Here is a 25303-nt window from a genome sequence, read left to right as displayed (position 1 = left end):
TGGGTCATGCGAGCGCCGCGGCGGGTCGCGCCGCCGCCTCGGTCGTCCGCCGGGCGAGCGGCAGGAACGAGACGAGCAGGAAGACGGCGCCGAGCGGGATGAGGTCCTTGTCGGCGAACGGGAGGGCGAGGTCGATCAGGACGAGCACGGGCGTCCACGCCTTGGTCCGGCGCATGACGGCGAGCTGGACGACCAGGCCGAGCTGGGCCAGGTAGAACAGGAACGGCCCGCCGTCGTAGATCGCGAGCTGCCCGCCCGGGACGCTCTGCACCTGGTCGAACAGCGGGCCCATGGCGTCGTGGTCGGCGGCCATGAACCCGACCACGATGTCGATGCCGAACTGCGCGAGCAGCGTCGCGATGCCGACGGTGCCGGCCGCCGCGGTGACGGTGGCGAGTCCGTTCCGCCCCGCCATCGCCCGCAGCCGCCAGAAGATCTGGACGAACAGGACGAGCGCCGCCATGAACGCGAGATGCCCGGCGGTCCAGGCGAGACCGGGGCCGCGGCTGCCGTCCAGCCCGTCGAGGATCCGGATGACGCCGTAGGCGAGCACGAGCAGCGGCGCGGCGACGAAGGAGATGCGGGAGTTCATGGCCAAGATCCTCACCGCCCGGAGCCCTACGGCACATCGCCGGTACGAGGGATTGCGAGCCTCCCTCACACGAGCGAGCGGAAATCCCCCGCGGCGGCGATCCGTCCAGGGCCCGGCGACGGCCACGATGGCCGAACTGATCACCCTCGTGACCTGGAGTCGTCGTGAAGAAGACCGCAGTCGCCTGCCTGGCCCTGGCCACCCTCCTCGTGGCGGCACCCGCCCAGGCGACCGGCCGCACGGTCCCCCAGCCGGTCGCCACCTCACCTGCGTGCCCGCCGCCGGCCGACGTCCGGCCCGATCCGGACGCCGAGATCCCGCCCGTCAACCGGGCCGCGCTGGAACGGGCCATCGCCGGGCTGCCGGCCGCCGACGCCACCGCCGCGATCGTCCGGGTGGGCGGCGCCAAGGGCTCGTGGCGGGGCGTGAGCGGCGTGGCCGACCTCGCGGGCAAGCGCAAGGCGTCGGCGAACGCCCGTTTCCGTGCGGGCAGCGTGACGAAGACGTTCACCACGGCGGTCGTGCTGCAACTGGTGGCCGAGGGCAGGGTGTCGCTCGACGGGACGGTCCAGGAGTACCTTCCCGGACTGCTGCCGGAGACGTACCCCGAGGTGCGCGTGCGCCAGTTGCTCGACCACACGAGCGGGCTGCCCGCGCCCGACCTGCCCGGCTCCCTGGAGTGGGTGTACCGGACCAGGTTCCGTACGTGGACGCCGCACGAGTACGTCGCGCTGGCCGTACGCAACCCGGTCGAGTTCACCCCCGGCACCCGCCAGCACTACCTCAACGTCAACACGTTCGTGGCGGGCCTGCTGATCGAGCAGATCACCGGCAACTCGTACGAGCACGAGGTGACCACGAGGATCCTGCGGCCGGTCGGCATGCGCGACAGCTACCTGCCCGGCGCCTCACCCCGGATCCGGGGCCGCCATCACACGGGCTACCAGGCGGTCCCCGAGGGCTTCCCCGACGCCGTCCCGTACGGCACGGCGCACGTCGTGGACATGACCGAGATGAGCACCACCTCGACCTGGGCCTCCGGCGACCTGATCTCGACGGTCGCGGACCTGGAGAAGTTCGTCAGAGCGCTGTTCTCCGGCCAGATCGTGCCGCCCGCCCAGCTGGAGCCGATGTTCACGGTGCCCGGCGTCACGACGTACGGCACGTGCGAGCCGGCCGCGTACACCTCCGGCATGTCGAGGATGGTGCTGCCGGGCGGGATCGTCGCGTACGGCAAGACCGGCGCCCGCTACGGCTACGCGGCCGGGATCGGCGCGACGCGTGACCTGAGCCGCACCCTCGTCTACTCGGTGAACTCCACCGACGCCAAGGCGTCCGGCCAGAACCAGCGGACGCTGGGCATCGCGCTGGCGTCGTTCGCCGAGCCGTCCTGAGAAAGGGGCCTTACATGCCGGCTGCGGGCGCGCCCGGGGAGGAGGGCTGCGTCCGCGGCCGGTGCAGCGCGGAAGGATCCTGATGTACCCCCGCGCTGCGCTTGGGTGGTCGTCTGAGCCGCGTCAGAAGCGGCGGTGCCGGCGCCGGCGGCGCCGGGAGCGGCTGGAGCTGTGGCCGCCGGGATCGGGCGGCGGGATCCTCAGCGGCGTGATGGCCAGATGTCGAGCGACGGCCATGGTGTCCTCCTCACGGAAGGCAGGGGAGGCGCCAACCTGACGTCTGCGCGTCACGGGAGGCGCTCCCTGAGCTCGTCCCCTACCCGGGAATTCGTGACGAGAACCCCTTCACCCCACCATTGACCTGCGGTGACGTGCTACTTCTTCCAGGGAAGCCGCCTGCCCTTGAACATCGGACGCTTGGTCTCCCAGTAGCGCCAGCCCTCCACCCGGGAGGGGACGTTCACCAGGCCGCGCGCGACCGGCACGTGACGGCACGTGCCGAGCACCCGCCAGGCGGAGTAGCCGATGCGGTAGCCGAAGACCCGGTACCACATGTTGCCGTACTTCTTCTCGCTGATCTCACGGGTGTACTCGTGCCCGGCGAAGACCATGTGCCGCTCTTCCAGGTGCGGCAGGCCGAGCTTGCGCAGCTGGTGGACGACGTTCGCGACGTTGAGGTTCTCGAAGGTGTCGTCGTCGGCGCGGCGGCGCTCGAAGAAGTTCCGCGTACGGGAGAGCGTGCGCTCGTTCTCGGTTTCGAGGAACGCCGTCACCTCGTGCTCACGCGTGACCGTCACCGTCATCGAGCCGCCCGGACCGTCGATGAACCTGGTCCGCGGCAGGAAGAAGTTCCTGGGCGACAGGCTGTGGACGCGCCAGAAGGTGTGCGGCGAGCAGCGCCCGTGCTCCCTGAAGAAGTGGTGGTGATGATGACGGCGCTTGCGGCGGTGGTCCCTGTCGTCGACCACCTCTTCGGTCGCCGTCGGTGACGGTGTGGGCGTCGGTGTCGGCGTCGGTGTCGGTGTCACCGCCGGCATCTCGCCGTCGAACGGGTCCGCGGCCAGCGCCGCGGGGGCGATCGTGGCGACCAGCGCCACCGCGAGGGCACCGTGCGTGGCGAGCCCCGCCGCTTTTCTCAGCGAGTGGCGCACCCGCGGCCGAGCCGAGTCGGATGTAACTTTTGTCCGATTATCAGGGGTGAACATATACCGTTACCTTTCGGAATGCGACCCATGGTCGCGTGAGCCGCAGGCCGGAGTGCAGCCCGTTGGCCTGCCGAAACGGGTCAGGCCCGAGAACCATCAACGATGGTTACAGTTACGGACAGCGACCCTGTAACGCCACGCCGTAGCCGAATTTCCCCTCCAAGGAAAGAAGCCGGAAAGAGCATCACCATCCGGCCCCTGCGCACCTTTCCCGTCACGCTCCGTGTCGGCCCGCATTCACTCCGCAATAGTGCTATATCGGTATGTGCAGGAATTGAGGAATACGGCGGTGGCCGTACGTACCTCCGAGCGGCAGATTCCGCGTTTCGGGAGGTACGTCAATGCACCGCAGAGCCGCCCTGCTCACCGCCGCCGCGCTCGCCCTGACCTGCGCGCCGGCGCTCGCGGGCACCGCTCAGGCCGCCGCAGGCCCCGACCCCAGGCCCGCCCGATGGAGCGCCACGGATTCCTCGTCGGAACGCAGGACCGTGCTGAAGTACTGGACCTCGCAGCGCATGCGGGCGGCGCGGCCGTTGGACGCGCCGCCGCCCCGGCGGGCGACCTCGTCGAACGGGCCGTCCCGCGGCACGCCCTGGGCGTCCAGGGGCACGGCGGCCACCACGACCCGCCACACGCCCTGGACGTACCGGAACTCCCCGACCGGCAGGGCGTCGTACGGCGGCACGGCCCTCACCGCCGCGGTGCCGAACAGCCCCGGGCTCACCTGGGAGGACGGCGGCGCCGTCGTGCGCACCGTGGGGCGGGTCTTCTTCACCACCGCCGACGGCCGCAACTCCTCCTGCTCCGGCACGGCGGTGACCAGCGCCAACGAGAGCGTCGTGATGACCGCCGGGCACTGCGTGAAGCTCAACGGCGCCGCCCACCGCAACTGGGTGTTCGTCCCGGCCTTCGACGACGGCCGGCGTCCGTTCGGGACGTGGGCGGCCGCACGCATGCTGACCACCCGGCAGTGGAACGACCAGGAGGACATCAACTTCGACGTGGCCGCCGTCGTCGTCGCGCCGCTGGACGGCCGGACGCTGACCGACGTCGTCGGCGGCCAGGGCGTGGCGTTCAACCAGCCGCGCGGCCGGCAGAACTTCGCCTTCGGCTACCCGGCGGCCGAGCCGTTCGACGGATCAGAGCTGATCTACTGCAGCGGGCAGGCCTTCGACGACACCGTGCAGACGCGCGACCAGGGGCTGCGCTGCGGCATGACCGGCGGGTCCAGCGGCGGGCCGTGGTTCCAGGGCTTCGACGAGTCCACGGGGCAGGGCTGGCTCAACTCGGTCAACAGCTTCACCTACACCTTCGCCCCGGACTTCATGTTCGGCCCCTTCTTCGGGAACGAGGCGATGGCGGTCTACCAGGCGGCCCAGAACGCCGACGCCACCTGAGCCGAACGACCGGGCCCGGACGGCCCTCGCCGGCCGTCCGGGCCGATATTCGCTGGCCTCCGGCCGGTGCGCCCGATTAGCGTGCGGGTGATGAGGTACGAGCATCCGCTGGCGTACGTGCTGGGCCTGCAGGGCATGGCCCTGATGCGATCGTTCACCGGGGAGCACGGGCGCGCGTTCGTCGAGACGCGCGTCGCGGAGATCCGCGCACTGCTCGACGACGAGTCGCTGGCCGACGCGGGGGTGGACGTCGCCCGCGTGGAGACGGTCGACGGCTACCGCATCTGGTCGCAGACGTACGACGGGCCGAACTCGGCGTTCGACTACGACGAGCCCATCGTGAACGAGATCGTGGCGGAGCTGCCCGCGGGCCTCGCGCTCGACGCGGCGTGCGGCACGGGCCGGTTCGCGGCGGCGCTGGCCGGGCGGGGTCATCGGGTGCTCGGCGTGGACAGCTCGCCCGACATGCTGGAGCGGGCCCGCGTGCGCGTGCCGGACGGCGACTTCCGCCTCGGCGACCTGCGCCGCCTGCCGGTGGACGACGACTCGGTGGACCTGGTGGTCTGCTCGCTGGCGCTGGCCCACGTGCCCGACCTCGACCCGGTGCTGGCCGAGTTCGGCAGGGCGCTGCGGCCGGGCGGTCACCTGATCACCTCCGACATCCATCCCGAGGGGGTGGCGCGCGGCATCGTCCCGCCCGTACGGCTGGCCGACGGGTCGCCGGGGCGGGTGGCGACGTACCGGCACCTGACCGGTGACTACGTGCGCGCGGCGCTGCGGGCGGGGCTGGAGGTGCGGCGCTGCGAGGAGCCTTCGCCCGCGTCCGGGCCGGACGACGACCGGCCCGAGCGCGGGCCCGCGAGTCTCGAACCGTGGGAGCTGTGGCCGTGGTCCCTGGTCGACTTCGCGCCGGAGGCGGCGCGGGCGGCCGTCGAGGGCTCGCCGGCGCTCCTCGTCTGGCACTTTCAGCTCCCCGCGTAGGGGCCGTACGCCCGAACCCGGCCGTGGCATACTCTTCGAAAACCTGATCGAAACGAGGAGGCGGCATGGCCGAGGTGCTGCTGTTCCATCACGCGTACGGGCTCACGCCAGGGGTGCGCGCGTTCGCCGACACGCTGCGGGCGGCCGGCCACACCGTGCATCTGCCCGACCTGTACGACGGGCGGGTGTTCGACACGCTGGCGGGCGGCATCGCCCACGCCCAGGAGGTGGGCTTCGGCACGCTGATCGAGCGTGGCCGGGCCGCCGCCGAGGGGTTGCCCGCCGGGCTGGTCCTGGCCGGCTACTCCCTCGGCGTGATGTCCGCGCAGATGCTGGCCCAGACGCGCGCCGGGGCGAAGGGCGCGCTGCTGATCGAGGGCTGCGCGCCCGTCTCCGAGTTCGGTGACGCGTGGCCCGGCGAGGTCCCGGTGCAGGTGCACGGCATGGAGTCCGATCCGGTCTTCGCCGGCGAGGGCGACCTCGACGCGGCCCGCGCCCTGGTCGAGTCGGCTCCTGACGCCCAGTTGTTCCTCTACGCCGGAGACCGCCACGTCTTCGCCGACCCGAGCCTGCCCGGCTACGACGAGCGGGCCGCCGCGCTGCTCACCGAGCGCGTGCTCGCCTTCCTCGGCCGCGTTTAGTTGCCGCGGGCGGCGGCCGCTATCAACTCGTGGTGCCTGACCACCTCGGCGATGATGAAATTCAGGAAGCGCTCGGCGAAGACGGGGTCGAGTTTCGACTCTTCCGCGAGCGCGCGCAGGCGGCGAATTTGCGATGCCTCACGCTCGGGGTCGGCGGGAGGGAGCTGATAGCGGGCCTTGAGCCGGCCGACCTCTTGGGTGCACTTGAACCGCTCGGCCAGCAGGTGGACGAGGGCGGCGTCGAGGTTGTCGATGCTGTCGCGCAGCCGCTGCAGCTCCTGCCGCACGTAGATGTCCTGATCTACCTGGCCTTCAGTGCCATTTTCCACAAAATACCCCTTGAGACGCTACACGGCTCAATAAGGTGCCATTTTATCATAAAGACGGACATTGCGCCTGGCGTGGGTGTGGAATCAGTAAAGAACCGCGCCGGAAAAGGCCGCCGGGCGAGTGCGTCGGAGGAGTCGTTTCCGTATAGTCGCGGCGGGTATGCGCGGCTGGAGGGGCCGCCCGCCGCAGAGGGCGGAGACGGTCGATCCTCGTCTCAGGGAAATCCACGCACAGGGCAGACATCAAGCCGTGTGGAGGAATCGTGCAACACGACGAATTCATCGGAAAGGTACAGGCACGCGCACACCTCGGCGCTCGTGACCAGGCCGAGCGGGCGTGCAGGGCGACGTTGGAGACGCTCGGCGAGCGCATCACCGAAGGGCTCGCCGACCACCTGGCCGCCCAGCTGCCACACGAGATCGGCGAGCACCTCCGGCGTACGGAGGTCATGGGCGGCCTCGGCTCGGGGCAACATTTCGGACGGGAGGAGTTCGTGCAACGCGTAGCCGACCGCGCCGGTGTCGACACGGCGCGGGCCACCTACCTCGCGCGGGTGGTGCTGGAGGTGACCGAGGAGGCGACGCAGGGCAAGATCATGGACAAGGTCCGCGACAGCCTGTCACAGGACCTGCGCCAGCTGGCGTCGGCCGGCAGCCGCGGTCACCTCTGAGGTCAGCCGCCCAGGTCGCGGACGACGTTGTCCAGCCGATGGGCCAGGTCGTCGAGCACCTGGTCCGTCGGGGCGCCGTCCGGCACGTGGGCCAGCACGTCGTCACGCCGGGCGATCACGAGCCCCTTGTGGGCGTCGTCCACGTCCCCGGCCGGCAGGACGACGCAGTCGCCCCGCACGAACACCAGCGTGGCGTCCGGCTCCTCCGACTCCAGCAGTCGCCGTACGCACTCACGATCGATCAGCGGCATCGCGGGCTCCTTGTCTTGTGCCGTCCAGCAGGGCGAATACCCAGCCGCAGGGGGTGAAACCTCTAGCCGAAGGTGGGCGGCCCGCCGTTCGAGCGGGTGCGCCGCAGCCCGTACGCGACCAGGCCGAAAGCGGCCGCCAGCGCGACCACGGCGGGCACGATCGCCAGCAGCGGGCGTCCGGCGATCAGCGCCAGCACGGTCAGCACCACCCCCACCAGCACCACCAGGCCCGTCACGAGCAGGCCCACGCTGAGCTTGTTGGCGGGCGGGGGCGACTCGTCCCAGTCTCCCCGGCCCGCGCCGGGCACGTCCGGCACACCGGTGTCGCTCACCTGGCCCGTCTCGCTGACCTCCTCGGGAGCCGGCGGCTCCCTCAGCACGGGAGCGAAGAACTCGTCATCGGGATGCTCGTCCCGTCGCGTCATGCCTGTCATCCCCTCGTCGGTTCGTCACCGGGCGGCAGCGCCCACTCGTCGCGCCAGCCGGGACGGCGCCGGTAGCCGGTCGCGAGGAGCCGTACGGACCGGCAGGGCATCCCTGACCAGCATTCCGCGCAGTCACGGCCGTGAAAGGCCAGCAGCGCCAGCGCGGCCTCGCAGCGGGCGATCACGTCGGCCGGGTCGTGCAGCGCGATGTGGATGGCCTCGACGGGCCGCAGCAGGTCGCCCTCGTGGAACCCGATCGCGTCGACACCGCGCTGCTCGTCGAACTCCAGCCGGTTGCCCGTGTGGGCGGCCACGTACCGCCAGGCGCCCGCGCCGGCGGTCTCGGCCGTCGCCTTGTCGGCCTCGATCTGGGTGCGCAGCCACTCCGGCATCGCACCGGCGTCGCCGCCGCCCTCCAACTCACGCAGGAACGGCGCGACGACCGTGTTCAGCTCGGTCACGAGCGCTTCCAGCGAGGCTTGGGCGTCGTCCAGGTTGGGCAGCCCCGCGGCCCTGGCGTGCGTGGGCGTGGGCAGCCGGTCGGCCGGCACCGGCACGCGCAGCTCCAGCGTGGTGAGCGCGGTCTGCCGCTCGTACGGTGGCGGCGCGTACGTCCGGTCGTCACCGCTCTCGCGCTGCCAGCCCGCCCAGCCGGCGGGCACCCGCACCGGGGCCGGCACGGCCAGCTCGACCACGGCCAGCAGGCCCTTGGCCTCCTCAGGCCGGCGGCAGGCCGCGTCGAGCACGCGGGAGTGGCGCCGCACGTACGGGAACTCGGCGGCCGGGCGGGTGGCGGCCTCCCAGGCGGCCGCGGCGAAGTGCGCCGGGTCGAGCGTGACGCCGCCCGCCTCCGGCTCCCCTTCCGCGACCGCGAACGCGTGCCGCCACCGGCGCAGCTCCTCGCCGTAGCGCTCCTGCGTCCCTTCGTGGGTGGCGTCGATCCAGAACGCCTGCATGGACTCCCCCGAGCTGCTCGCTACCGCTGTCCCTCCTGCCCCCTGCCCCCTGTCGACGGGGTGTCACGCGTCGGCCCGCGAAACGGCGAATACCTCATCTGACCTGCGAAAACACGATACGGGAAGATGACCGTGCCACTGCATTCCGTCCCAGGTTCGTCACTGACCGTCACCGTAGGGTGGCGTCAGTGGCCCCAGTCGGCCGCGCAGCTTAGCGAGAGGATCGATCATGGCGCAGGAACCGAGAATCGACGTCGAGACCAGAGCCCAGGGCATCAGGAGCAGCCTGAGCGACGAGCAGGGCGAGCAGATCGCGGACGCGTTCGGCTGGCAAGGAGTCTGGTTCTCCGCCGAGCAGGACGGTGACGCCGACACCCGCAGGCCCGAGACGACCTGGGAGCTGGTCGCCGACCGCCCGCACCAGGGCGTCACCGCCAAGGGGCGGGCCGCCGTCCACCTGGCCGAGGGCCACCGCACGCTCACCCGGCCGCTGATCCTGGCGGACGGCTTCGGCCACGGCCCGAGCGACCTGGACGCCCTGTGGCGGCACTTCAACACGCCGTACCAGGACGGCAAGCCCGGCTTCCTGGACCGGCTCCGCTCGATGGGCATCGACGTCGTCCTGCTGGGCTTCAACCAGCGGCACACCTACCTGCAGGCCAACGCCGCCGTCGCGGTCAGCTGCGTGCAGCGCGTCCTCGCCGAGCGGACGGGCGAAGCCCCGCTGGTCGTCGGCGGCGTCAGCATGGGCGGCATGGTCACCCGGTACGCCCTGGCCCGCATGGAGGCCGACGGTCTCGACCACCAGACCGACAAGTACTTCTCCTACGACACGCCGCACCTCGGCGCCTGGATCCCGCTGGTGCTCCAGCAGCTGGCGTACCTGCACGAGGCGCTGCAGCCGCCGGAGGGCGGCGAGCCAGGTCAGGCCGAGCTGATCCGCAGCCCGGCCGCGCAGCAGCTGCTGTGGGGCTGGGTCGACAGCGCCGACTTCTCCGGGCCGGTGACCGCGAACCCGCTGCGCCAGGAGTTCCTGGACGACCTGCGCCGGGTCGGCTGGTTCCCGATGCGGCCGTACAAGCTGGGGCTGGCCAACGGGCTCGGCACCGGCATCGGCCTGGACCTCGGGCCGGGCACGCCGGTCTTCGACCTGCAGTCCGCCGATCTCCAGCTCACCGCCCGAGTCCAGCCGGACGGCGGCGCCCTGCAGAACGTCGGCACGATCAAGCTCGGCCCGCCGGTGTGGGCGAGCGCAACCTCCCACGTCGCCGCGTGGGACGGCGCCCCCGGCGGCACGCTCGACTCGTGGGGGCGGATCGCCGACGCGATGGGGCTGCCGATCCACGAGCGGCTGCGCAACAGCTGCTTCGTCCCGACCGTCAGCGCGATCGCGCTGACCCGCGACCCGTACCAGTGGCAGCCCGACCTCTACAAGGATCTCAGGGACCTGCCGAAGGACGAGACGCTGCTGGACGCGTTCTGCTGCGACACCGCCAACCGCGAGCACAGCGCCGTGTCCAAGCCACTGATCGAGTGGTTCCTGGAGCAGCTCGCCGGCTGGTAAGCCACCGACACGAAAGTGCCGGCTCGCGTGGCGCGCGAGCCGGCACTTTCGGCGTTTCAGCCGCGGTGGACGCAGAGGAGCTGGTCGTGGGTCGCGTTCCTGTCGCGGTAGGCGACGACCGCGGGGCGCTCCGAGGTGCGGTGCCCGGGCACCTGCTCGTCGGCGGTCCAGGCGGCGCCGTCGAAGGCGGCCCACCACAGGTTGTGGTCGAAGGCGCCACGGTGCATGCAGAACAACCGGTCCTTGAAGACCGTCAGAGCCGGAGCCTCGGCGGTGTGGTGGCGCGGCAGCTTCTGGTCGGGGCTCCACTCCGTGCCGTCCCAGCGGGTCCACCACAGCGACGCGTCGGTGCCCGCGCCGCGGTGCACGCAGTAGAGGTGGCCGCGGTAGACCGCCAGCGCCGGGGCCTTCGAGGTGTGGTGGCCGGGCAGTTTCTGGTCAGGAGTCCAGGTGGAGCCGTCCCAGCGGGTCCACCACAGCGACGTGTCGTCACCGGCGCCGCGGTGCACGCAGTAGAGCTGCCCGTCGTACGCGGCCAGGGCCGGGGCCTCGTCGGTGAGGTGGCCGGGGAACCGCTCGTCCGGCGTCCAGGCGGACCCGTCCCAGCGGGTCCACCACAGGGCCGCGTCGCCGCCGGCGCCGCGGTGCACGCAGTAGAGCTGCCCGTCGTACGCCGTCAGCGACGGAGCCTCGTCGGTGAGGTGGCTCGGGAACCGTTCGTCCTCGCGCCAGCCCTCCTCGGCGTCGTAGACCGTCCACCGCAGGGCGGCGTCGCCGGCGACGCCGCGGTGGACGAGGTGGAGCCGGTCCTGGAACACCGCGAGTGCCGCGCCCGACACGTCGACGTGCTCGACGAACCGCTGCGCCGGGCTCCAGCCCTCCCCCGGCTCGTGAACGGTCCAGTAGAGCCGGGCGTCGGCCGGGGTGCGGCCGTCCTGGCGGGCGGGGACGAGCATGCCGGGAGCGGTCCAGGGGGAGACCAGCTTGACTCCGTACGGGCGGGCGATGGAGGCGATCCAGTCGGCCTTGGCGCGTACGCTGCGCTCGACCACGGGGGCCACCCACGCGCCGAGCATGATGCCCGCCATCTCGCCGACGAGCTGCGGGATCTCGGCCGACAGCAGCGCGGCCGACTCGTTGAGGCGGATCTCGTAGCCCCACCATCGGGAGACCGGCCACACCTCGGCGCCCATGGTGCGCAGCTCCTGCTGGAGCCGCTGCACGCGAGCCCGCTCCTCATCCGGGAGCCCGATGATGCGGCGCTCGGCCTCGCGCCGGGCCTCCACCGCCTCGCGGGCGGGGGCGTTGTCCAGCAGCTCGGTCTCGACCGCCACGTCGACGGCCGCGGCGGCCACGGGGTCGTCCTGAACGTGCAGCAGCGCGGCCTCGTCGTCCAGTGTGTCGATCCGTACCTCGTCGGCCCGGGTCTCGTCAGTCATTCCAGCCCCCCTGGAGCGATAGATGCGCGAACTTCCGCCATCGTAACTTTGGGTAGTGGTTCGATTACTATAAGGCTGGATTGTTCCGGGTAAAGCCCAGGCGTAGCCACCCGTCGTATTTGCGCTTCCCGCTCAGGCGGCCGGATCACGCCGGTGAACGCGGCCGTGCCGACGGCGACGAGCCCGGCGGCCGGCAGCGTGTATCCGATCGGGGCCGCGATTCCGGCCGTGACGCCGGGATGGCCGTACCCGGACTTGCTCCCGGCCCCTGCCGCCTCTGCCGCCAGGCGCCCCGCTAGATCCGATCTAGCGGGACGCCTGGCGCCTCATGGGTGAGGGGAGGTGGCGCGATGAGGAGCGAGCGGCTCGGCGTCGCGGTGATCATCGGCAGCACCCGGGTGGGCCGGGTGTGCGACGCGGTGGGCGCCTGGTTCGCCGAGCGGGCCGGGCAGCGCGACGACCTCGCCGTCGACGTGCTCGACCTGGCCGGTTACGCCTTCCCGGCGTGCTACCCGCAGCGCCCGACGCCGTCCATGCGGCGGTTCGCCGGGGCCGTCGGCCGCGCCGACGCCTTCGTCGTGGTCACCCCCGAGTACCACCGCAGCTTCCCCGCCTCGCTCAAGCAGGCCGTCGATTTCGCGTACGACGAGTGGCGGGCCAAGCCCGTGGGCATCGTCTCGTACGGCTCCGGCTCGGCCGGTCACTACGCGGTCGAGCAGCTCCGCACGGTCTTCACCGCCCTGCACGCGGTGACCATGCGCGACTGGGTCGGGGTCGATCTGCTGGGCCCGGCCGTCGACGGCCACGGCCGGCCCCACGACACCGACGACCGGCTGCGCGCCATCGGGGCCATGCTCGACCAGCTCACCTGGTGGGGCCGCACGCTGCGGGAGGGCCGTCGCGCCCAGCCGTACGTCTCATGAGTCTCACGAAAGGAATCCCATGCCAGATCTGGCGATACAGACCTCCGGCCTGGTCAAGGTCTTCGGCAAGACGCGCGCCGTGGACGGCCTCGACCTCGCCGTGCCGGCCGGCGCCGTGTACGGCGTGCTCGGGCCCAACGGCGCCGGGAAGACGACCGCCGTCCGCATCCTCGCCACGCTGCTGCGTCCCGACGGCGGCGAGGCGACCGTGTTCGGGCGCGACGTGGTGCGCGAGGCCGACGCCGTACGCTCCCGGGTGAGCCTGACCGGCCAGTACGCCTCCGTCGACGAGGACATGACCGGCACCGAGAACCTGATCCTGCTCGCCCGCCTGCTCGGCCACCGCAAACCGGCCGCGCGCGAGCGGGCGGCGGAGTTGCTGGAGGCGTTCGGGCTGACGGACGCCGGGCGGCGGCGGGTCAAGACGTACTCCGGCGGCATGCGGCGGCGGATCGACATCGCGGCCAGCATCCTCAACACGCCCGACCTGCTCTTCCTCGACGAGCCGACGACCGGCCTCGACCCGCGCAGCCGCAATCAGGTCTGGGACATCATCCGCGTCGTCGTCGCCCACGGCACCACGGTGCTGCTGACCACCCAGTACCTCGAGGAGGCCGACCGGCTGGCCGCCCGCATCGCGGTCATCGACAGCGGCAAGGTGATCGCGGAGGGCACGCCCGGTCAGCTGAAGTCGTCCGTCGGGGCGGGGTCCGTCCACGTACGACTGCGCGACCCCGCCACCCGGCCCGTCGCCGAGCGCCTGCTGGCCGAGTCCCTCGACGCGGCCGTCTACCTGGAGGCCGACCCGGTGGCGCTCACCGCGCGCCTCAAGGGCGGCTCCACCGGCGCGAGCCGGGACTCGGCGGCGGCCGAGCAGGCCTCGCGCGCGCTCGGCCGGCTGGCCGAGGCCGGCATCGTCGTCGACGACTTCTCCCTCGGCCAGCCCAGCCTGGACGAGGTCTTCCTGGCCCTCACCGACCACCGCGCCACCGAGGAGGCGGCAGCATGAGCACCACCACCGAGACCGGCACCACCTACGCACCCGCGCCCGACGCCCTGGCGGGGGTCCTCGCCCCAGGGGTGAGACCGCCGCGACCGAGCGCGTGGTCGGCGTCGGTCACGTTCGGCTGGCGGGCGATGTTGAAGATCAAGCACGTGCCCGAGCAGCTCTTCGACGTGACGGCGTTCCCGCTCATCATGACGCTGATGTTCACGTACCTGTTCGGGGGTGCGCTGGCCGGGTCTCCCACGGAGTACCTGCAGTTCCTGCTGCCGGGCATCCTGACGACCAGCATCGTGATGATCACCATGTACACCGGTGTGGAGGTGAACAAGGACATCGAGAAGGGCGTCTTCGACCGCTTCCGCACGCTTCCCATCTGGCGGCCGTCGACCCTGATCGGCTACCTCCTGGGCGACCTGCTGCGCTACACGCTCGCGTCGATCGTCATCCTGGTGGTCGGCCTGGCGCTGGGCTTCCGGCCGCAGGGCGGGGTGACCGGGGTGGTCGGCGGGATCCTGCTGGTGCTGGTGTTCTCGTTCGCGTTCTCCTGGCTGTGGACGATGTTCGGGCTGCTGCTGCGCAGCGAGAAAGCGGTCATGGGCATGAGCATGATGCTGCTCATGCCGCTCACCTTCCTGAGCAACGTCTACGTCGATCCGTCGACCATGCCGGGCTGGCTGCAGATCTTCGTGAACGCCAGCCCGATCACGCACCTGGTGAGCGCCGTACGGTCGCTGATGGCCGGCACGCCCGACATGGGCGAGGTCACCTGGGTCCTGGTGTGCTCGGCGGCCTTCGTCGTCATCTTCGGCGCCCTCACCATGCGCCTCTACAACCGCAAGTAGTCATCCGGTGCTCTCACGCTGCGAGGGCCCGACGACGGCCCGCGCCGGGCACGAGGAAGGCAGCCCCTCGCCTTCGCGCCCGGTCGGCTGCGGCGTGGACGGTGGCGAGGTCAGCGGCGTCCCGCTCTGGTCAGCGCGTCCTCGGCTTGGGCGGCCATCGTGGTGACCAGGTCCTCCGCCGACGGCAGGTCGGCGATGAGGTCGACGGCCTCGCCCGCCCAGACCGGCAACGGCGGGATCGCGCCACGTGCCACGTCGTCCTGGTAGTCCTGAAGGGCTCGGGGATCGGCGGCGAGCTCGGCCTCCCGGCCGCGCCAGCGGTCGAGGTAGGGGTGGCCGAGGGTGCGGGCGGGGTACTTCGACGGCCAGCCGGAGCCTCGCGCGATGTCCAGCACGGTGCTCCGCTCGGTGTCCTCGCCTCGTCCCTCGACGATCGCCCTGGTGATCGAGGGATCGGCCAGGGCCTCGGTGGTCGCCTGGAAGCGGGTGCCGATGAGCGCCCCGGCGGCACCCAGCACGAGAGCCGCCGCCACTCCGCGTCCATCGGCGATCCCGCCCGCTGCCAGCACCGGCACCGGAGCCACGAGATCCACCACCGCGGGCACGAACGGCAACGTGGAGCGCCCGCGCGCGGCTCCGTGCCCGCCGCTCTCGGTTCCCTGGGCCACGATCACATCGGCGCCCAGGTCCACGGCCCGCCTGGCCTCCTCCAGATCGGTGACCTGGAGGATCAGCAGCGCCCCTGCCCGGCGGACATGCTCGGCGTACGGGCCCGGATCGCCGAAGGACAGCATCACGGCGCTGGGGCCGTAGCTCAGCGCCAGCTCCACCGCGGCCAGATCGATCCCCCAGGTCAGGAATCCGACACCCCACGGCCCTGCGGTGCCCGCGACGATCGGCACCTCGCGGGCCAGCCACTCCGGGTCGCCGTACGCGCCGCCCAGGATCCCGAACCCGCCGCCGCGGGAGACGGCCGCGGCCAGCGCGCCACCGGCCGACCCGCCCATCGGCGCCAGCGCGATCGGATGCCGCACGCCGAACATCTCCGTGAACACCGTCGACAACGTCATACCCGCCTATCCAAGCGGACACCGGGCGGGGGTTGTCGGCCGGTGGGGTCACAGGTGCCAGGTGATGGGGTCCTCAGGCTGGTAGCGGCAGGTGGAGCCGGTGGAGACGGTGGCGCGCAGGTGGGCGGCCAGCTCGGGGTGGGCGCGGTCGAGTTTGCGCAGCGAGTCGCGGATGCGGGCGGTGACGGTCTTGCGGGCGCGTTCGGCCTCGTCGCCCAGCCGTCGGGTGCGGCCGCCGAGCCCCGCCGCGGCCCGCAGCTCGGCCAGCAGCGCCGCCCTCTCCCGGTCGAACGCCGCCGCCCGCCCGTCGTCGCCCAGCTCGGCGGCGCGGTCGATCTCGTCGTCCAGCTGTGACAGGCGGCGGCGGTAGCGGCTCCTGGCCTCGTCGTCCAGCACCTCGTCGCCGCCCATGCGGTGGGCCGCGACGACCACCTCACCGCCCTCCGGGGCGAGCAGGACCACGGCGGGCACGTCGTCGCCCGGCCGGCTCAGCAGCGTGTGCAGGTCGCGCAGCCCCTTGGCGTCGGGCACGTGCGCCACCCGCCCCGCGAACCGCAACGCCCAGACCGCACCGTCTCTCCGGAACTCCCCGCCGCCGGACGCGACCTCCCCGGACGGGGGCGTCCCGCCGTTGGAGGCCGACGATACGTGGTGATCGACCGGCGGCCGCTCACCCGATGCGGAGGCCGCGCCACCGGAGGCGGGCCGCGCATGTGGATCGTCGGCAGGCCGAGTGTCCTCCGGCGGGAGGCGGTGCGCGGTGTCGGGGAGGCGTCGCATGCCGAGGTCGGCGGCCTCGCGGCGTACCCCCTCCATCAGGGTCTGTGCCGTCTGCGCGTCGCCCGGTGCGCCGCGGGACAGCAGCGTCTCGGCGAGGTGGGCGCGCGCCAGCACCGACCACGGCCGCGCTCGCATGCGGTCGGCCGAGCGGTACGCCGCGGTGAGCTCCTCGACCGCCTCATCCCACCGCTCCTCGGCGGCGTCCACCAGGCCGAGCCAGAAGTCGTACGGCCCGGAGACCTCCCAGCCGAACAGCGACACCAGCCACCGCCCCCGGTGCGGCGCCAGCAGCGCCCGCGCCCTGGCGCACAGCTCGGCGTCCTGGGTGGCCACCGCCAGCTCGGCCTGCAGGCGCAGCCAGATCGGCTGGATCATGCCGGACGCGGGTTGTTCGTCGGCGGCGTGGCGGAGGGCGGCGTCGAGGTCGCCGGCGTGCACGGCGGTCAGCGCCTCGAGCAGCGGGACGCAGGGGTGAGCGGTGCCCCTGAGCTCGCGCAGCACCGCCTCCTGCTCCTCGATCTTGCCCTGCAGCGCCATCAGCGCCCAGCGGTGGTGTTCGAGCATGAAGACGAAACGGTCGTGCCACCCTCCGCGCGGAATGCCCGCGAGAACCTCCTCGGCCTCGGCGAACCGCCCCGCGAGGCCCGCGATGATGCTCACGTCGACGTCGGTGGTCACGACGTGGTGGGGACGGTCGCTGCGCCGGCCTGTGTCGGCGTAGCGGCGGAACTCCTCCAGGTAGCGCGGGTCGCCCTGCTCGATCATCGCCCCCCAGCGCAGGGCGGTGGCGAAGTGTTCGAGGTTGTCGTCGGAGGTGCGCCGGGCCAGCTCGACCAGCTCGCTGGTCAGCGCCAGCCGCTCGGCGGCCGTGCCGGGACCCCAGATGATGTCGTGGTGGGCCCACAGGCTGAACGACAGCGCGTCGTCGTCACCGCCCTGCTTGGCCAGCGAGACGAGGTGGAGGACCAGGTCGAGCGGGAGGCGTTCGTCGGGCACGGGGCCGCCGCCGATCAGCCGCCGGTGGGCCTCCCTGAGGTGGCCGAGGGCGGTGGCCAGGCCGTAGTGGGTGTGGAAGATCAGCGCGACGCGGGCGGGCAGCTCGGGGTCGTCGGTGGTGCGGGCGATGCGGGCCACCTCGTCGAGGATCCGTCTCGCCTCGTCGAGGTGGCCCCGGTGGTGCAGCTCCACGCCGAGGTCGACCGCGGCCATGCCGCGCCGGCGCGGGCTCGCCGCGGCGCTCACGGCATAGGCCCTGCGCAGGTGGACGAGCTGCTCGTCGCCCGCGAACCGCCCGCCGGCCTCGCGTGCGGCGGCCAGCAGGAGCTCGACCGCCCGCTCCGGGTCGACGCGGTCGCCGGCGAGGTAGGCGTGCCGCGCCAGCTCGCTGGGCAGGGCCGAGGCCTCCAGCGCGGCCAGGGCCGCGGCGTGCAGGTCGCGCGGGTCGTCGAGGGAGTCGTAGAGGGTCTCACGCACCAGGCCGTGGGCGAACGCGAACGCCCCGCCGCCCCCGGCCACCACCAGCTTGGCCACGACGGCCAGCTCCAGCAGCCGGTCGACGTGGGCGACCGGCGCCCCGACGGCGGCGGCGAGCGCCTGCCGGTGGAACTCGCGGCCCAGCACGGCGGCGGCGGGCAACAGCTCGGCCACCGGCCGCGGCAGCAGGGACAGCCGGCGCAGCAGCGCGTCGCGCACGCCCGGGGCGATGACGTCGGCCGAGCCGCCGCTGCGCCACAGCCGCGCGGTCTGCTCGACGAAGAACGGGTTGCCGCCCGTGCGCAGATGAACCTGCTCGACCAGCTCCGGCGGCGGGTCGAGACCGGCGGTGCGGGCCATGAGGGCGGCGACGCCGGGCCGGTCGAGCCCGGTGAGCGTGATCGTGGCGGCCTTGGCGACGAGCGGCGACAGCAGGTCGCGCAGCGGGTGGTCGACCGGCTCGACCTCGGCGTCGCGGTAGGTGCCGACCAGCAGCAGCCGCTCGAACCAGGTCTGCCGCGCCGCGAACTCCAGCAGCCGCAGCGAGGCCGGGTCGGACGCGTGCAGGTCCTCGATGACGATCACGACCGGGCGGCGCTGGGCCAGCGCGACGAGGGCCGAGGTGACCGCGTCGAACAGCCGGAAGTCGTCGGCGGGAGCCTCGCCCAGCGGCGGCGCCTTCGCCTCGCCGAGCAGCGCGGCCAGGCTGTCGCCGCCCTCGGCCGTGGCCGCCGCCCACTCCTCGGGGTCGGCGGCCCGCCGCAGCGCCCTGATGACCTGCACCCACGGCCAGTAGCCCGGCGCGCCGTCGGACTCCCAGCAGGCGCCGCCGACCACCAGCGCGCCCCGCTGCCTGGCCTCGCCGGCCGCGCTGGTGACGAGCGTGGTCTTGCCGATGCCGGCCTCGCCGGTGACCAGCACCAGGCCGCCGTGGCTGACGACGACCCGGCTGATCTCGGCACGCAGGAGCGCGGCGGGGTGCTCCCTGCCGATCAGCTCATGTGCCGCGAGGTCGATGGGCATGACCTTCGCACGCTATCCGGCTGGGACGACAATTCCCATCGACGCGGGCCCTACCAGGCCACCTTCAGCGACGACAGCCCGTACACGATGCTGAACGTGCGGAAGGCGGCGCCGTCCTCGACCGCGCGCAGGTCGGGGAAGCGCCGGAAGAGGGCCGGGAACGCGATCCGCATCTCCATGCGGGCCAGCGGGGCGCCGATGCAGTGGTGCACGCCGTGGCCGAACGCGAGGTGGCCCGGGGCGCCGCGGGTGAGGTCGAAACGGTCGGCGTCCGGCAGGAAGCCGGGGTCGCGGTTCGCGGCGGGCAGGGAGCAGATGACCAGCTCGCCGGCCGGGATGACCTGGCCGCCGACCTCGACCTCCTCGGTCGTGAGCTTGGTGGTGCCGTTGTTCACGATGCTGAGCCAGCGCAGCAGCTCCTCCACCGTGGCGTCGATCCGTTCGGGCTCCTGCTTCAGCAGGGCGAGCTGCTCGGGGTGGCGCAGCAGGGCGAGCGTGCCGAGGGAGAGCATGTTGGAGGTGGTCTCGTGGCCGGCGAACAGCAGCAGGCCGCCGATCCCGACCAGCTCGTCGGCGGACAGGTCGTCGCCGTGCTCGCGGACGAGCATGCCGAGCAGGTCGTCGCCGGGGTCGGCCTGGATGCGGGCGACCAGGTCCACCATGTACGCGCGCTGCTCGAACTGGGCCTTCAGGCGGTCCTCACCGGGCGCCGTCATGTCGAGCATCCGGCCGGTACGGCGCTGGAACCCCTCCCGGTCCTCGTACGGCACCCCGAGCAGCTCGCAGATCACCAGCGACGGGATCGGCAGAGCGAACGCCGGCACCAGGTCGGTGGGCGACCCGGCGGCCTCCATGGCGTCCAGGTGGTCGTCGACGATGCTCTGGATCCGCGGCTCCAGGCGGCGCATCCGGCGGATGGTGAACTCGGCGGTCAGCATCCGCCGGAGCCGCGTGTGCTCGGGCGGGTCGACGCCCAGCAGGTTGCCCGCGCGGACCTTGGCCTTCTGCTCCTCGGTCATCGGTGGCGATCCGGGCAGCCGGGCGACGCCCTGCGGGGCGACCTTGAAGCGTTCGTGGTCGCCGAGCACCTCCCGGATGTCGGCGAAGCGGGTCACCAGCCAGGCGTCGTCGCCGAACACCGTCTTGATCCGCTTGACCCGCTCCTCGTCACGCGCCGCTGCCAGCTCGGGCGCGGGATCGAACTCCACCCGCCGCATGTGCAGCGGCATCGTGGTCTCGCTCAATGCAATCACCTGGATCCGGGGTTTTTTGCGTAGCACGCTACTGATCCAGGCGTTGATCCACTAGTGCGATCTTCGACCGAAATGCGCGTCAGGCGGCCGCGTCCCACACGAGGAGGCGGTCCCACCATTGGCCGAGACGGTCGAGCAGGGCAGCGTCACGTCCGCCGCTTTCGACGTAGCCCACGACGGCGAGGCGGGAGTGGACCGCCGACATCGTGCCGCGCCCGGACCCGTCGAACCAGCCGCCGCGGCGGAAGTCCTCGCCGCCCGTCGAGGGGAACGCGGCGCGTTCGAGGTCGATCCAGGGGAAGCCGGCCGGCACGGGCAGCTGCACGGCCTCGATGAAGTCGTGGGTGTAGCGGATCTTGGCGTCCAGCCCTTCCCAGAACCTGGCCGGGTTCAGGACTTCCGGGCGGGGCGCGCCGGTCCAGTAGGCCTCGGCCCACGACGACGACCTCGGGACGGTCACCCGGTTGTCGCGTACGGCGCGGAGCACGCTGCCGAGCTGGGCGATCGCGTTCGGCGACCAGCCGTACGTGATGAGGTAGGGCTGCTCGCCGCCCTCGTCGCCGATGACGTACTCGGCCCCGTCGAGCGGGAAGCCGGCCGGGGCGCCCGCGTACACCAGGGCCGGATCGATGGCGGTGGTGCCGAGCAGCTGCCGGGCGCCCGCGGCGGCGGCGTCGTTGTACGCGCCGTCGTGGAAGCGCCCGAAGCCCTTGGCCAGGGCTCTGATGGACTCGTACTGGTCGAGGGAGAGCATCGCGAGCGCCCAGGTGGAGATGTCCCAGGTGCCCATGCTGCCGTCGTCGCCGGTGATCAGATGCGGGAACGCGCCGGTGAAGCGCTCGGCCCCGAACCTGCCGGCCGCCTCCTGACGGGTGAACTGCAGCTGGACGAGCCGGTCGAGCAGCACGCGGGCGGCGGCGTCGAACCGCGCCGGATCGGCCTCGCCGCGTTCGAGCCGTCCCGCGTAGTCGACCAGGAGCTCGGCGCGGCCGGCGAGCGTGCGGATGTCGCCCGACCGCAGTACGGCGTCGGGATCGGCGTCGAGCCGGTCCACGACGGACGCGGCGAACGTGTCCAGGTTGTCGCGCAGCTGGGCGTTCTTCCTGAGGAACGGGCTCTGCAGCAGCTGCTTGCCGATGTTCGCGCCCATGTACGCGGGCCGGCGGCCGAGCACGTACCGCAGGAGCGCCTCGGCGGTCTGACGGTATCTGTCGTCACGTGTCACGTCGTAGATGGCGGTGTAGGCGGCGAGCGCGTGCTCGGCCCCCTCGAAGCCGGCCTCGAGGTGGCGGCCGTCGGCGGCGATCTGGTTGTACGCCCCTCTGACCTGCGGTGACGCGGTCGCGTGGGCGATGCCGGGAAGTGCCGCCCCGGCGGCGGCGAGAAGGGGTAACTGGAGAGCGTGGCGGCGAGACAGGTGCACGGCCAATTCCTCATTTCCGGTCTGGTCCGAAATTGGAGGTTAGTGGGCCGTCGGTCCCGTCGGCAAGGGGTCGTCGCAGGCCCTACGACAGCGGGAACATGCCTGCCATCATGGGCGACCATGAACCTGGATACCCCGATTCCCACCTCGGTGCCCGTGTTGGTCGCCGGAGGAGGTCCCGTCGGTCTGGCGACCGCCGTGGAGCTGCGCCATCACGGCGTACGCTGCCTGGTGGTCGAGCCGCGCGCATCGGTGTCATGGCTGCGTCCGCGCGCGAAGACCACCTCGGCCCGCACCATGGAGCTGCTGCGCAGATGGGGGCTGGCGGAGACCTTACGCTCGCGGGCGCCGCTGCCGGTGTCGTGGTCTCAGGAGGCGGTCTTCGTCACCAACCTGCTCGGGCGGGAGATCACCCGGATCGGCGCCTGCTTCGGCCTCGACCTGGTGGGCTCCGACCTGGCCGCCGAGCCCGGCCAGCAGGCGCCGCAGCCGCTGGTGGAGGAGGTGCTGCGCGAGGCCGTCGGCGACGCGCTGCTGACGGGCTGGCAGGTGAGCGGCCTCAGCGAGGACGCCGACGGGGTCACCGTACGCGTCGCGCCTGCCGGGGGTGGTGAGGAGCGCGAGATCCGGGCCCAGTACGTCGTCGGCTGCGACGGCCCGCGCAGCGTGACCCGGGCCGCCATCGGCGCCCGCTACGAGGGCCGCCAGGACGAGCGGCCCAACTTCAACATCGTCTTCCGCGCCCCCGGGCTCGCCGACCGCATCCCGCACGGGCCCGCCGTGCACTACTGGGTGCTCGACCCGGCCCAGCCCGGCATCGTCGGCCGCCTCGACCTCAAGGAGACGTGGTGGTGCATCGCGCAGGGCGTGCGGGCCGAGAACGCCGACCCCGTACGGTTGCTGCGCACCCTGGCCGGCGCCGACATCGACGTGGAGATCCTGGCCACCGACCCGTGGACCGCGCGGATGTTGCTGGCGGACCGGTACACGAGCGAGCGGGTGTTCCTGGCCGGTGACGCGGCCCACCAGAACCCGCCCTTCGGCGGCCACGGCTTCAACACCGGCGTCGGGGACGCGGTCAACATCGGCTGGAAGCTGGCCGCCGTGCTCAAGGGCTGGGCGCCGGCCCGGCTGCTGGCGACGTACGAGAGCGAGCGCCGCCCGGTCGCCGCCGACACCATCGAGGCCGCGGCCGTCAACATGGCCACGGGCGCTCCCGAGCTGGCCGACCCTTCGCTGATGGGCGACACGGCGGAGTTCGAGAAGGTCCGTCCGGCCGTCGCGGAGGCCGTGCTGCGGACCAAGGACAGCGAGTTCCACAGCCTGGAGCTGGTGCTCGGCTACACGTACGCGGGCTCGCCGATCGTCTCCCCGGGCGCGGGCGAACGTCTCCCCCACCGCTGGCTCGCCCCCGGCGACTCCCTCTACGACCACCTCGGCCCCGGCTTCACCCTGCTCGGCGACCAGAACTCATCGGAAGCCGCCGTGGTGACCGCCGAGGCCCGCGCCCTGGGCGTCCCCCTCCACCTGGCCGACCTCCCGGACGAACCCCTCACCCTCGTCCGCCCCGACCAGCACGTCGCCTGCCGCGGCACCACCCCGCAGGGCGCCCTCCGCCACTCCCTCGCCCACGACCTCTGACAGCGGGAGATCAGCCCGCGTCGTCGAACAAGTCCTGAAGAGTCCGAACGGTGGCGGCGCGGGCGATCCACGTCTCCAGCTGCGCGAGATCGGTGCACGAGGTGATCCGCGCCCGCGCCTCCTCCGGCACCTCGATCCCACGTGCACCGAGCACCAGCAGCAGCGCCTTGGCCTCGCCTTCCGCCTTGCCTTCCGCCTTGCCTTCTGCCTTGCCCTGGCCGTAGTGCTCACGAGCGAAGGGGCTGTAGACCGGCCAGGCAGTGGACGTCATGATTTCCTCCATGAGGCGGCGGATCTCGGGCGAGGACATGCTGTACGCGTATTCATAGTACTTCGGAGAGTGTTCGTCGGGACTGTCGGAGAGCGCTACGGCGAACGCTTCGATCACCTTGCGGTTGCGGCCGTGAACCATGACCGACATGGCCGACAGCCCCAGCTGGGTGGCAGCCTGCTTCGGGTCGATGATGACGGGAATGCCGTCCGGGCCGAGCACCCATGGTGTGGGGCGGTAGCCGCTCAGCCCTGACTCGATCGGTTGTGCGTAGTAGGCGGCGACGGCACGCTCCGGGCAGACGAGCAGGACGGTGACGTCGCAGCCCAGTTGAAGCCACAGGGCGGCGGCATAGCGGGCGAGCTGTCGAGGGACCTTGGATTTGTCCTGCTGGATCTCCAGGACGATCGCGTGCGCTGGAGTTTGGGGTGCCCCCATGACAATGATCAGGTCGGCCTCGATGTCGTCGGAGTTACGGGTGTTGAAGGTGCTCTTCTCGAGCTGGAGGAGCGACGTGGCGGGTAGTTCCGCGCCCATGAGGTCGCGGAGGATCTCGACCGCCAACTCAGGACGGTCTTTGAACAGCTGAACGAGTGCGTCGTGTCTGGGGGATGGCATGCCACTCATTGTCATGCAACCGACACGGACAGTGGCTGGCGTCATCGTGACAGAGGAGGAAGCTTCCGCCTCGGGGTGAAAGGGTTACACCAGGTTTCTTCTCCGGTGGAGCCCGGCACGCCGCCTGCGGCTTCGCGGGCGGCTCTTGGGGTTCATGAGCAGAGGTTTACGCTGGCGGCATGCGTGTTGTGGTGATTGGCGGTAGTGGGCATATCGGGACGTACCTCATCCCCAGGTTGGTCGAGGCGGGGCATGAGGTCGTGAACGTGAGCCGGGGGAAGCGGGAGCCGTACAGTCCGCATGGGGCCTGGCAGCGGGTCACGACGGTGACGGCCGACCGGGAGGCCGAGGAGGGCGACGGGACGTTCGGGCGGCGGATCGCCGAGCTGGAGGGCGACGTCGTCATCGACCTGATCTGTTTCACGGAGGACAGTGCGCGGGCGCTGGCCGAGGCGTTGAGCGGGAAAGTCCGGCACTTCTTGCATTGCGGGACGATCTGGACGCATGGCCCGAGCGCGCAGGTGCCGACGCCGGAAGACCGCAGGAAGCGGCCCTTCGGCGAGTACGGGATCCAGAAGGCGGCCATCGAGGCGTACCTGCTGGACCGGGCCCACCGCGACGGTCTCCCGGTCACGATCATCCATCCGGGGCACATCACCGGCCCGGGCTGGGTGCCGGTCAACCCGGCCGGCAACGTGAACCCGGCCGTCTTCCAGACGCTGGCCGACGGCGAGGAGCTGGCACTGCCCAACTTCGGCATGGAGACCGTCCAGCACGTGCACGCCGACGACGTGGCCAGGCTGTTCATGGACGCCATGGCGAGCCGCTCGGCCGCCGTCGGCGAGAGCTTCCACTCCGTCGCCACCACCGCCCTGACGCTGCGCGGGTACGCCGAGGCGGTGGCGGGCTGGTTCGGCCGCGAGGCGAACCTGACGTTCCTGCCCTGGGAGCAGTGGCGGGCCACGGTGTCCGAGCGGGACGCGGAGATCACCTACGACCACATCGCCCACAGCCCGAACTGCTCGATGGAGAAGGCCGAGCGGCTGCTGGGCCACCGGCCCAGGTACACGCCGCTCGAAGCCATCTCCGAAGCCGTCGACTGGCTGGTCAGGGCCGGCGAGATCACTCGGTAGTG

23 protein-coding genes are annotated in these 25303 nt (G+C 72.0%); 11 read left to right on the top strand and 12 right to left on the bottom strand.

Going from position 1 to position 25303, the window contains the following annotated elements:
- Positions 1-4 precede the first annotated feature (4 nt).
- Positions 5-592 carry a hypothetical protein gene (locus ACIBP6_RS33160; RefSeq protein ID WP_397057763.1) on the bottom strand — a complete coding sequence of 196 codons (588 nt, stop codon included), beginning with the start codon at positions 590-592 and terminating at the stop codon, positions 5-7.
- 164 nt (positions 593-756) lie between these two features.
- Here ACIBP6_RS33160 and ACIBP6_RS33155 point away from each other — a divergent pair, with 164 nt between their 5' ends.
- Positions 757-1986 carry a serine hydrolase domain-containing protein gene (locus ACIBP6_RS33155; RefSeq protein WP_397057762.1) on the top strand — a complete coding sequence of 410 codons (1230 nt, stop codon included), beginning with the start codon at positions 757-759 and terminating at the stop codon, positions 1984-1986.
- Between the two features lie 374 nt (positions 1987-2360).
- Here the strand turns inward: ACIBP6_RS33155 and ACIBP6_RS33150 are convergent, their stop codons facing one another.
- Positions 2361-3137, bottom strand: a complete 777-nt coding sequence (locus ACIBP6_RS33150) for a hypothetical protein (protein WP_397057761.1) — start codon at positions 3135-3137, stop codon at positions 2361-2363.
- A 395-nt stretch (positions 3138-3532) separates the two neighbouring features.
- On the opposite strand from ACIBP6_RS33150, the gene ACIBP6_RS33145 reads away from it, so the two are divergent.
- The 3 genes from ACIBP6_RS33145 (at position 3533) to ACIBP6_RS33135 (ending at position 6210) form a co-directional block, all read left to right on the top strand.
- Positions 3533-4588: a trypsin-like serine peptidase gene (locus tag ACIBP6_RS33145; RefSeq protein ID WP_397057760.1), complete on the top strand. Its 1056-nt coding sequence runs from the start codon at positions 3533-3535 to the stop codon at positions 4586-4588.
- Positions 4589-4678: 90 nt separating this feature from the next.
- On the top strand, positions 4679-5569 hold the full coding sequence (locus ACIBP6_RS33140) for a class I SAM-dependent methyltransferase (protein ID WP_397057759.1): 891 nt from the start codon (positions 4679-4681) through the stop codon (positions 5567-5569).
- A gap of 65 nt (positions 5570-5634) precedes the next feature.
- Positions 5635-6210 carry a dienelactone hydrolase family protein gene (locus ACIBP6_RS33135; RefSeq protein ID WP_397057758.1) on the top strand — a complete coding sequence of 192 codons (576 nt, stop codon included), beginning with the start codon at positions 5635-5637 and terminating at the stop codon, positions 6208-6210.
- Here ACIBP6_RS33135 and ACIBP6_RS33130 read toward each other — a convergent pair.
- The gene (locus ACIBP6_RS33130; protein WP_397057757.1) at positions 6207-6539 is read right to left on the bottom strand and encodes a chorismate mutase; all 333 of its coding nucleotides are present in this window, start codon (positions 6537-6539) and stop codon (positions 6207-6209) included. The genes ACIBP6_RS33135 and ACIBP6_RS33130 overlap by 4 nt on opposite strands.
- A 263-nt stretch (positions 6540-6802) precedes the next feature.
- Between ACIBP6_RS33130 and ACIBP6_RS33125 the strand changes: the two genes are divergently transcribed.
- Positions 6803-7210: a DUF2267 domain-containing protein gene (locus ACIBP6_RS33125; RefSeq protein ID WP_132611336.1), complete on the top strand. Its 408-nt coding sequence runs from the start codon at positions 6803-6805 to the stop codon at positions 7208-7210.
- 2 nt (positions 7211-7212) lie between these two features.
- Here the strand turns inward: ACIBP6_RS33125 and ACIBP6_RS33120 are convergent, their stop codons facing one another.
- The 3 genes from ACIBP6_RS33120 to ACIBP6_RS33110 all read right to left on the bottom strand — a co-directional run bounded on the left by ACIBP6_RS33120 (position 7213) and on the right by ACIBP6_RS33110 (position 8842).
- Positions 7213-7461, bottom strand: coding sequence for a hypothetical protein (locus ACIBP6_RS33120; RefSeq protein ID WP_397057756.1), 249 nt, complete (start codon positions 7459-7461; stop codon positions 7213-7215).
- 62 nt (positions 7462-7523) lie between these two features.
- A complete protein-coding gene (locus tag ACIBP6_RS33115) occupies positions 7524-7886 on the bottom strand; it encodes a hypothetical protein (RefSeq protein WP_397057755.1) in 363 nt (120 codons plus the stop codon).
- Positions 7887-7891: 5 nt separating this feature from the next.
- Positions 7892-8842 (bottom strand): DUF6221 family protein, encoded by a 951-nt coding sequence (locus ACIBP6_RS33110; protein WP_397057754.1) that lies wholly within the window; start codon positions 8840-8842, stop codon positions 7892-7894.
- 229 nt (positions 8843-9071) lie between these two features.
- On the opposite strand from ACIBP6_RS33110, the gene ACIBP6_RS33105 reads away from it, so the two are divergent.
- Positions 9072-10406, top strand: coding sequence for an esterase/lipase family protein (locus ACIBP6_RS33105; RefSeq protein ID WP_397057753.1), 1335 nt, complete (start codon positions 9072-9074; stop codon positions 10404-10406).
- A 56-nt stretch (positions 10407-10462) separates the two neighbouring features.
- On the opposite strand, the gene ACIBP6_RS33100 is transcribed toward ACIBP6_RS33105, so the two are convergent.
- Complete coding sequence (locus ACIBP6_RS33100; protein ID WP_397057752.1) at positions 10463-11845, bottom strand: hypothetical protein; 1383 nt, start codon at positions 11843-11845, stop codon at positions 10463-10465.
- Positions 11846-12195: 350 nt separating this feature from the next.
- Here ACIBP6_RS33100 and ACIBP6_RS33095 point away from each other — a divergent pair, with 350 nt between their 5' ends.
- The 3 genes from ACIBP6_RS33095 to ACIBP6_RS33085 are packed head-to-tail and all read left to right on the top strand — an operon-like array spanning position 12196 to position 14616.
- Positions 12196-12768 carry an NADPH-dependent FMN reductase gene (locus tag ACIBP6_RS33095; protein ID WP_397057751.1) on the top strand — a complete coding sequence of 191 codons (573 nt, stop codon included), beginning with the start codon at positions 12196-12198 and terminating at the stop codon, positions 12766-12768.
- 19 nt (positions 12769-12787) lie between these two features.
- A complete protein-coding gene (locus tag ACIBP6_RS33090) occupies positions 12788-13777 on the top strand; it encodes an ATP-binding cassette domain-containing protein (protein ID WP_397057750.1) in 990 nt (329 codons plus the stop codon).
- The gene (locus ACIBP6_RS33085; protein WP_397057749.1) at positions 13774-14616 is read left to right on the top strand and encodes an ABC transporter permease; all 843 of its coding nucleotides are present in this window, start codon (positions 13774-13776) and stop codon (positions 14614-14616) included. Before ACIBP6_RS33090 ends, ACIBP6_RS33085 begins: the two co-directional genes overlap by 4 nt.
- A 110-nt stretch (positions 14617-14726) precedes the next feature.
- Here ACIBP6_RS33085 and ACIBP6_RS33080 read toward each other — a convergent pair whose 3' ends face one another.
- The 4 genes from ACIBP6_RS33080 to ACIBP6_RS33065 form a co-directional block, all read right to left on the bottom strand.
- Positions 14727-15686 (bottom strand): NAD(P)H-dependent flavin oxidoreductase, encoded by a 960-nt coding sequence (locus tag ACIBP6_RS33080; protein WP_397057748.1) that lies wholly within the window; start codon positions 15684-15686, stop codon positions 14727-14729.
- A gap of 48 nt (positions 15687-15734) precedes the next feature.
- Positions 15735-18962 (bottom strand): ATP-binding protein, encoded by a 3228-nt coding sequence (locus tag ACIBP6_RS33075; protein WP_397057747.1) that lies wholly within the window; start codon positions 18960-18962, stop codon positions 15735-15737.
- Between the two features lie 50 nt (positions 18963-19012).
- A complete protein-coding gene (locus tag ACIBP6_RS33070; RefSeq protein WP_397057746.1) occupies positions 19013-20215 on the bottom strand; it encodes a cytochrome P450 in 1203 nt (400 codons plus the stop codon).
- Positions 20216-20294: 79 nt separating this feature from the next.
- Positions 20295-21638: a hypothetical protein gene (locus tag ACIBP6_RS33065; RefSeq protein ID WP_397057745.1), complete on the bottom strand. Its 1344-nt coding sequence runs from the start codon at positions 21636-21638 to the stop codon at positions 20295-20297.
- A gap of 120 nt (positions 21639-21758) precedes the next feature.
- Between ACIBP6_RS33065 and ACIBP6_RS33060 the strand changes: the two genes are divergently transcribed.
- Positions 21759-23279: an FAD-dependent monooxygenase gene (locus ACIBP6_RS33060; protein WP_397057744.1), complete on the top strand. Its 1521-nt coding sequence runs from the start codon at positions 21759-21761 to the stop codon at positions 23277-23279.
- Positions 23280-23289: 10 nt separating this feature from the next.
- Here the strand turns inward: ACIBP6_RS33060 and ACIBP6_RS33055 are convergent, their stop codons facing one another.
- Entirely contained in the window at positions 23290-24114 is an 825-nt protein-coding gene (locus ACIBP6_RS33055) for a hypothetical protein (protein WP_397057743.1), read from the bottom strand.
- 233 nt (positions 24115-24347) lie between these two features.
- Here ACIBP6_RS33055 and ACIBP6_RS33050 point away from each other — a divergent pair, with 233 nt between their 5' ends.
- Positions 24348-25301 (top strand): NAD-dependent epimerase/dehydratase family protein, encoded by a 954-nt coding sequence (locus ACIBP6_RS33050; protein ID WP_397057742.1) that lies wholly within the window; start codon positions 24348-24350, stop codon positions 25299-25301.
- Positions 25302-25303 lie beyond the last annotated feature (2 nt).

Origin of the sequence: Nonomuraea terrae (assembly GCF_044465245.1) — a bacterium.
GTDB lineage: Bacteria > Actinomycetota > Actinomycetes > Streptosporangiales > Streptosporangiaceae > Nonomuraea > Nonomuraea terrae.
The sequence above is the reverse complement of the archived record's forward strand: the minus strand, read 5'-3'. Positions and strand labels throughout refer to the sequence as shown.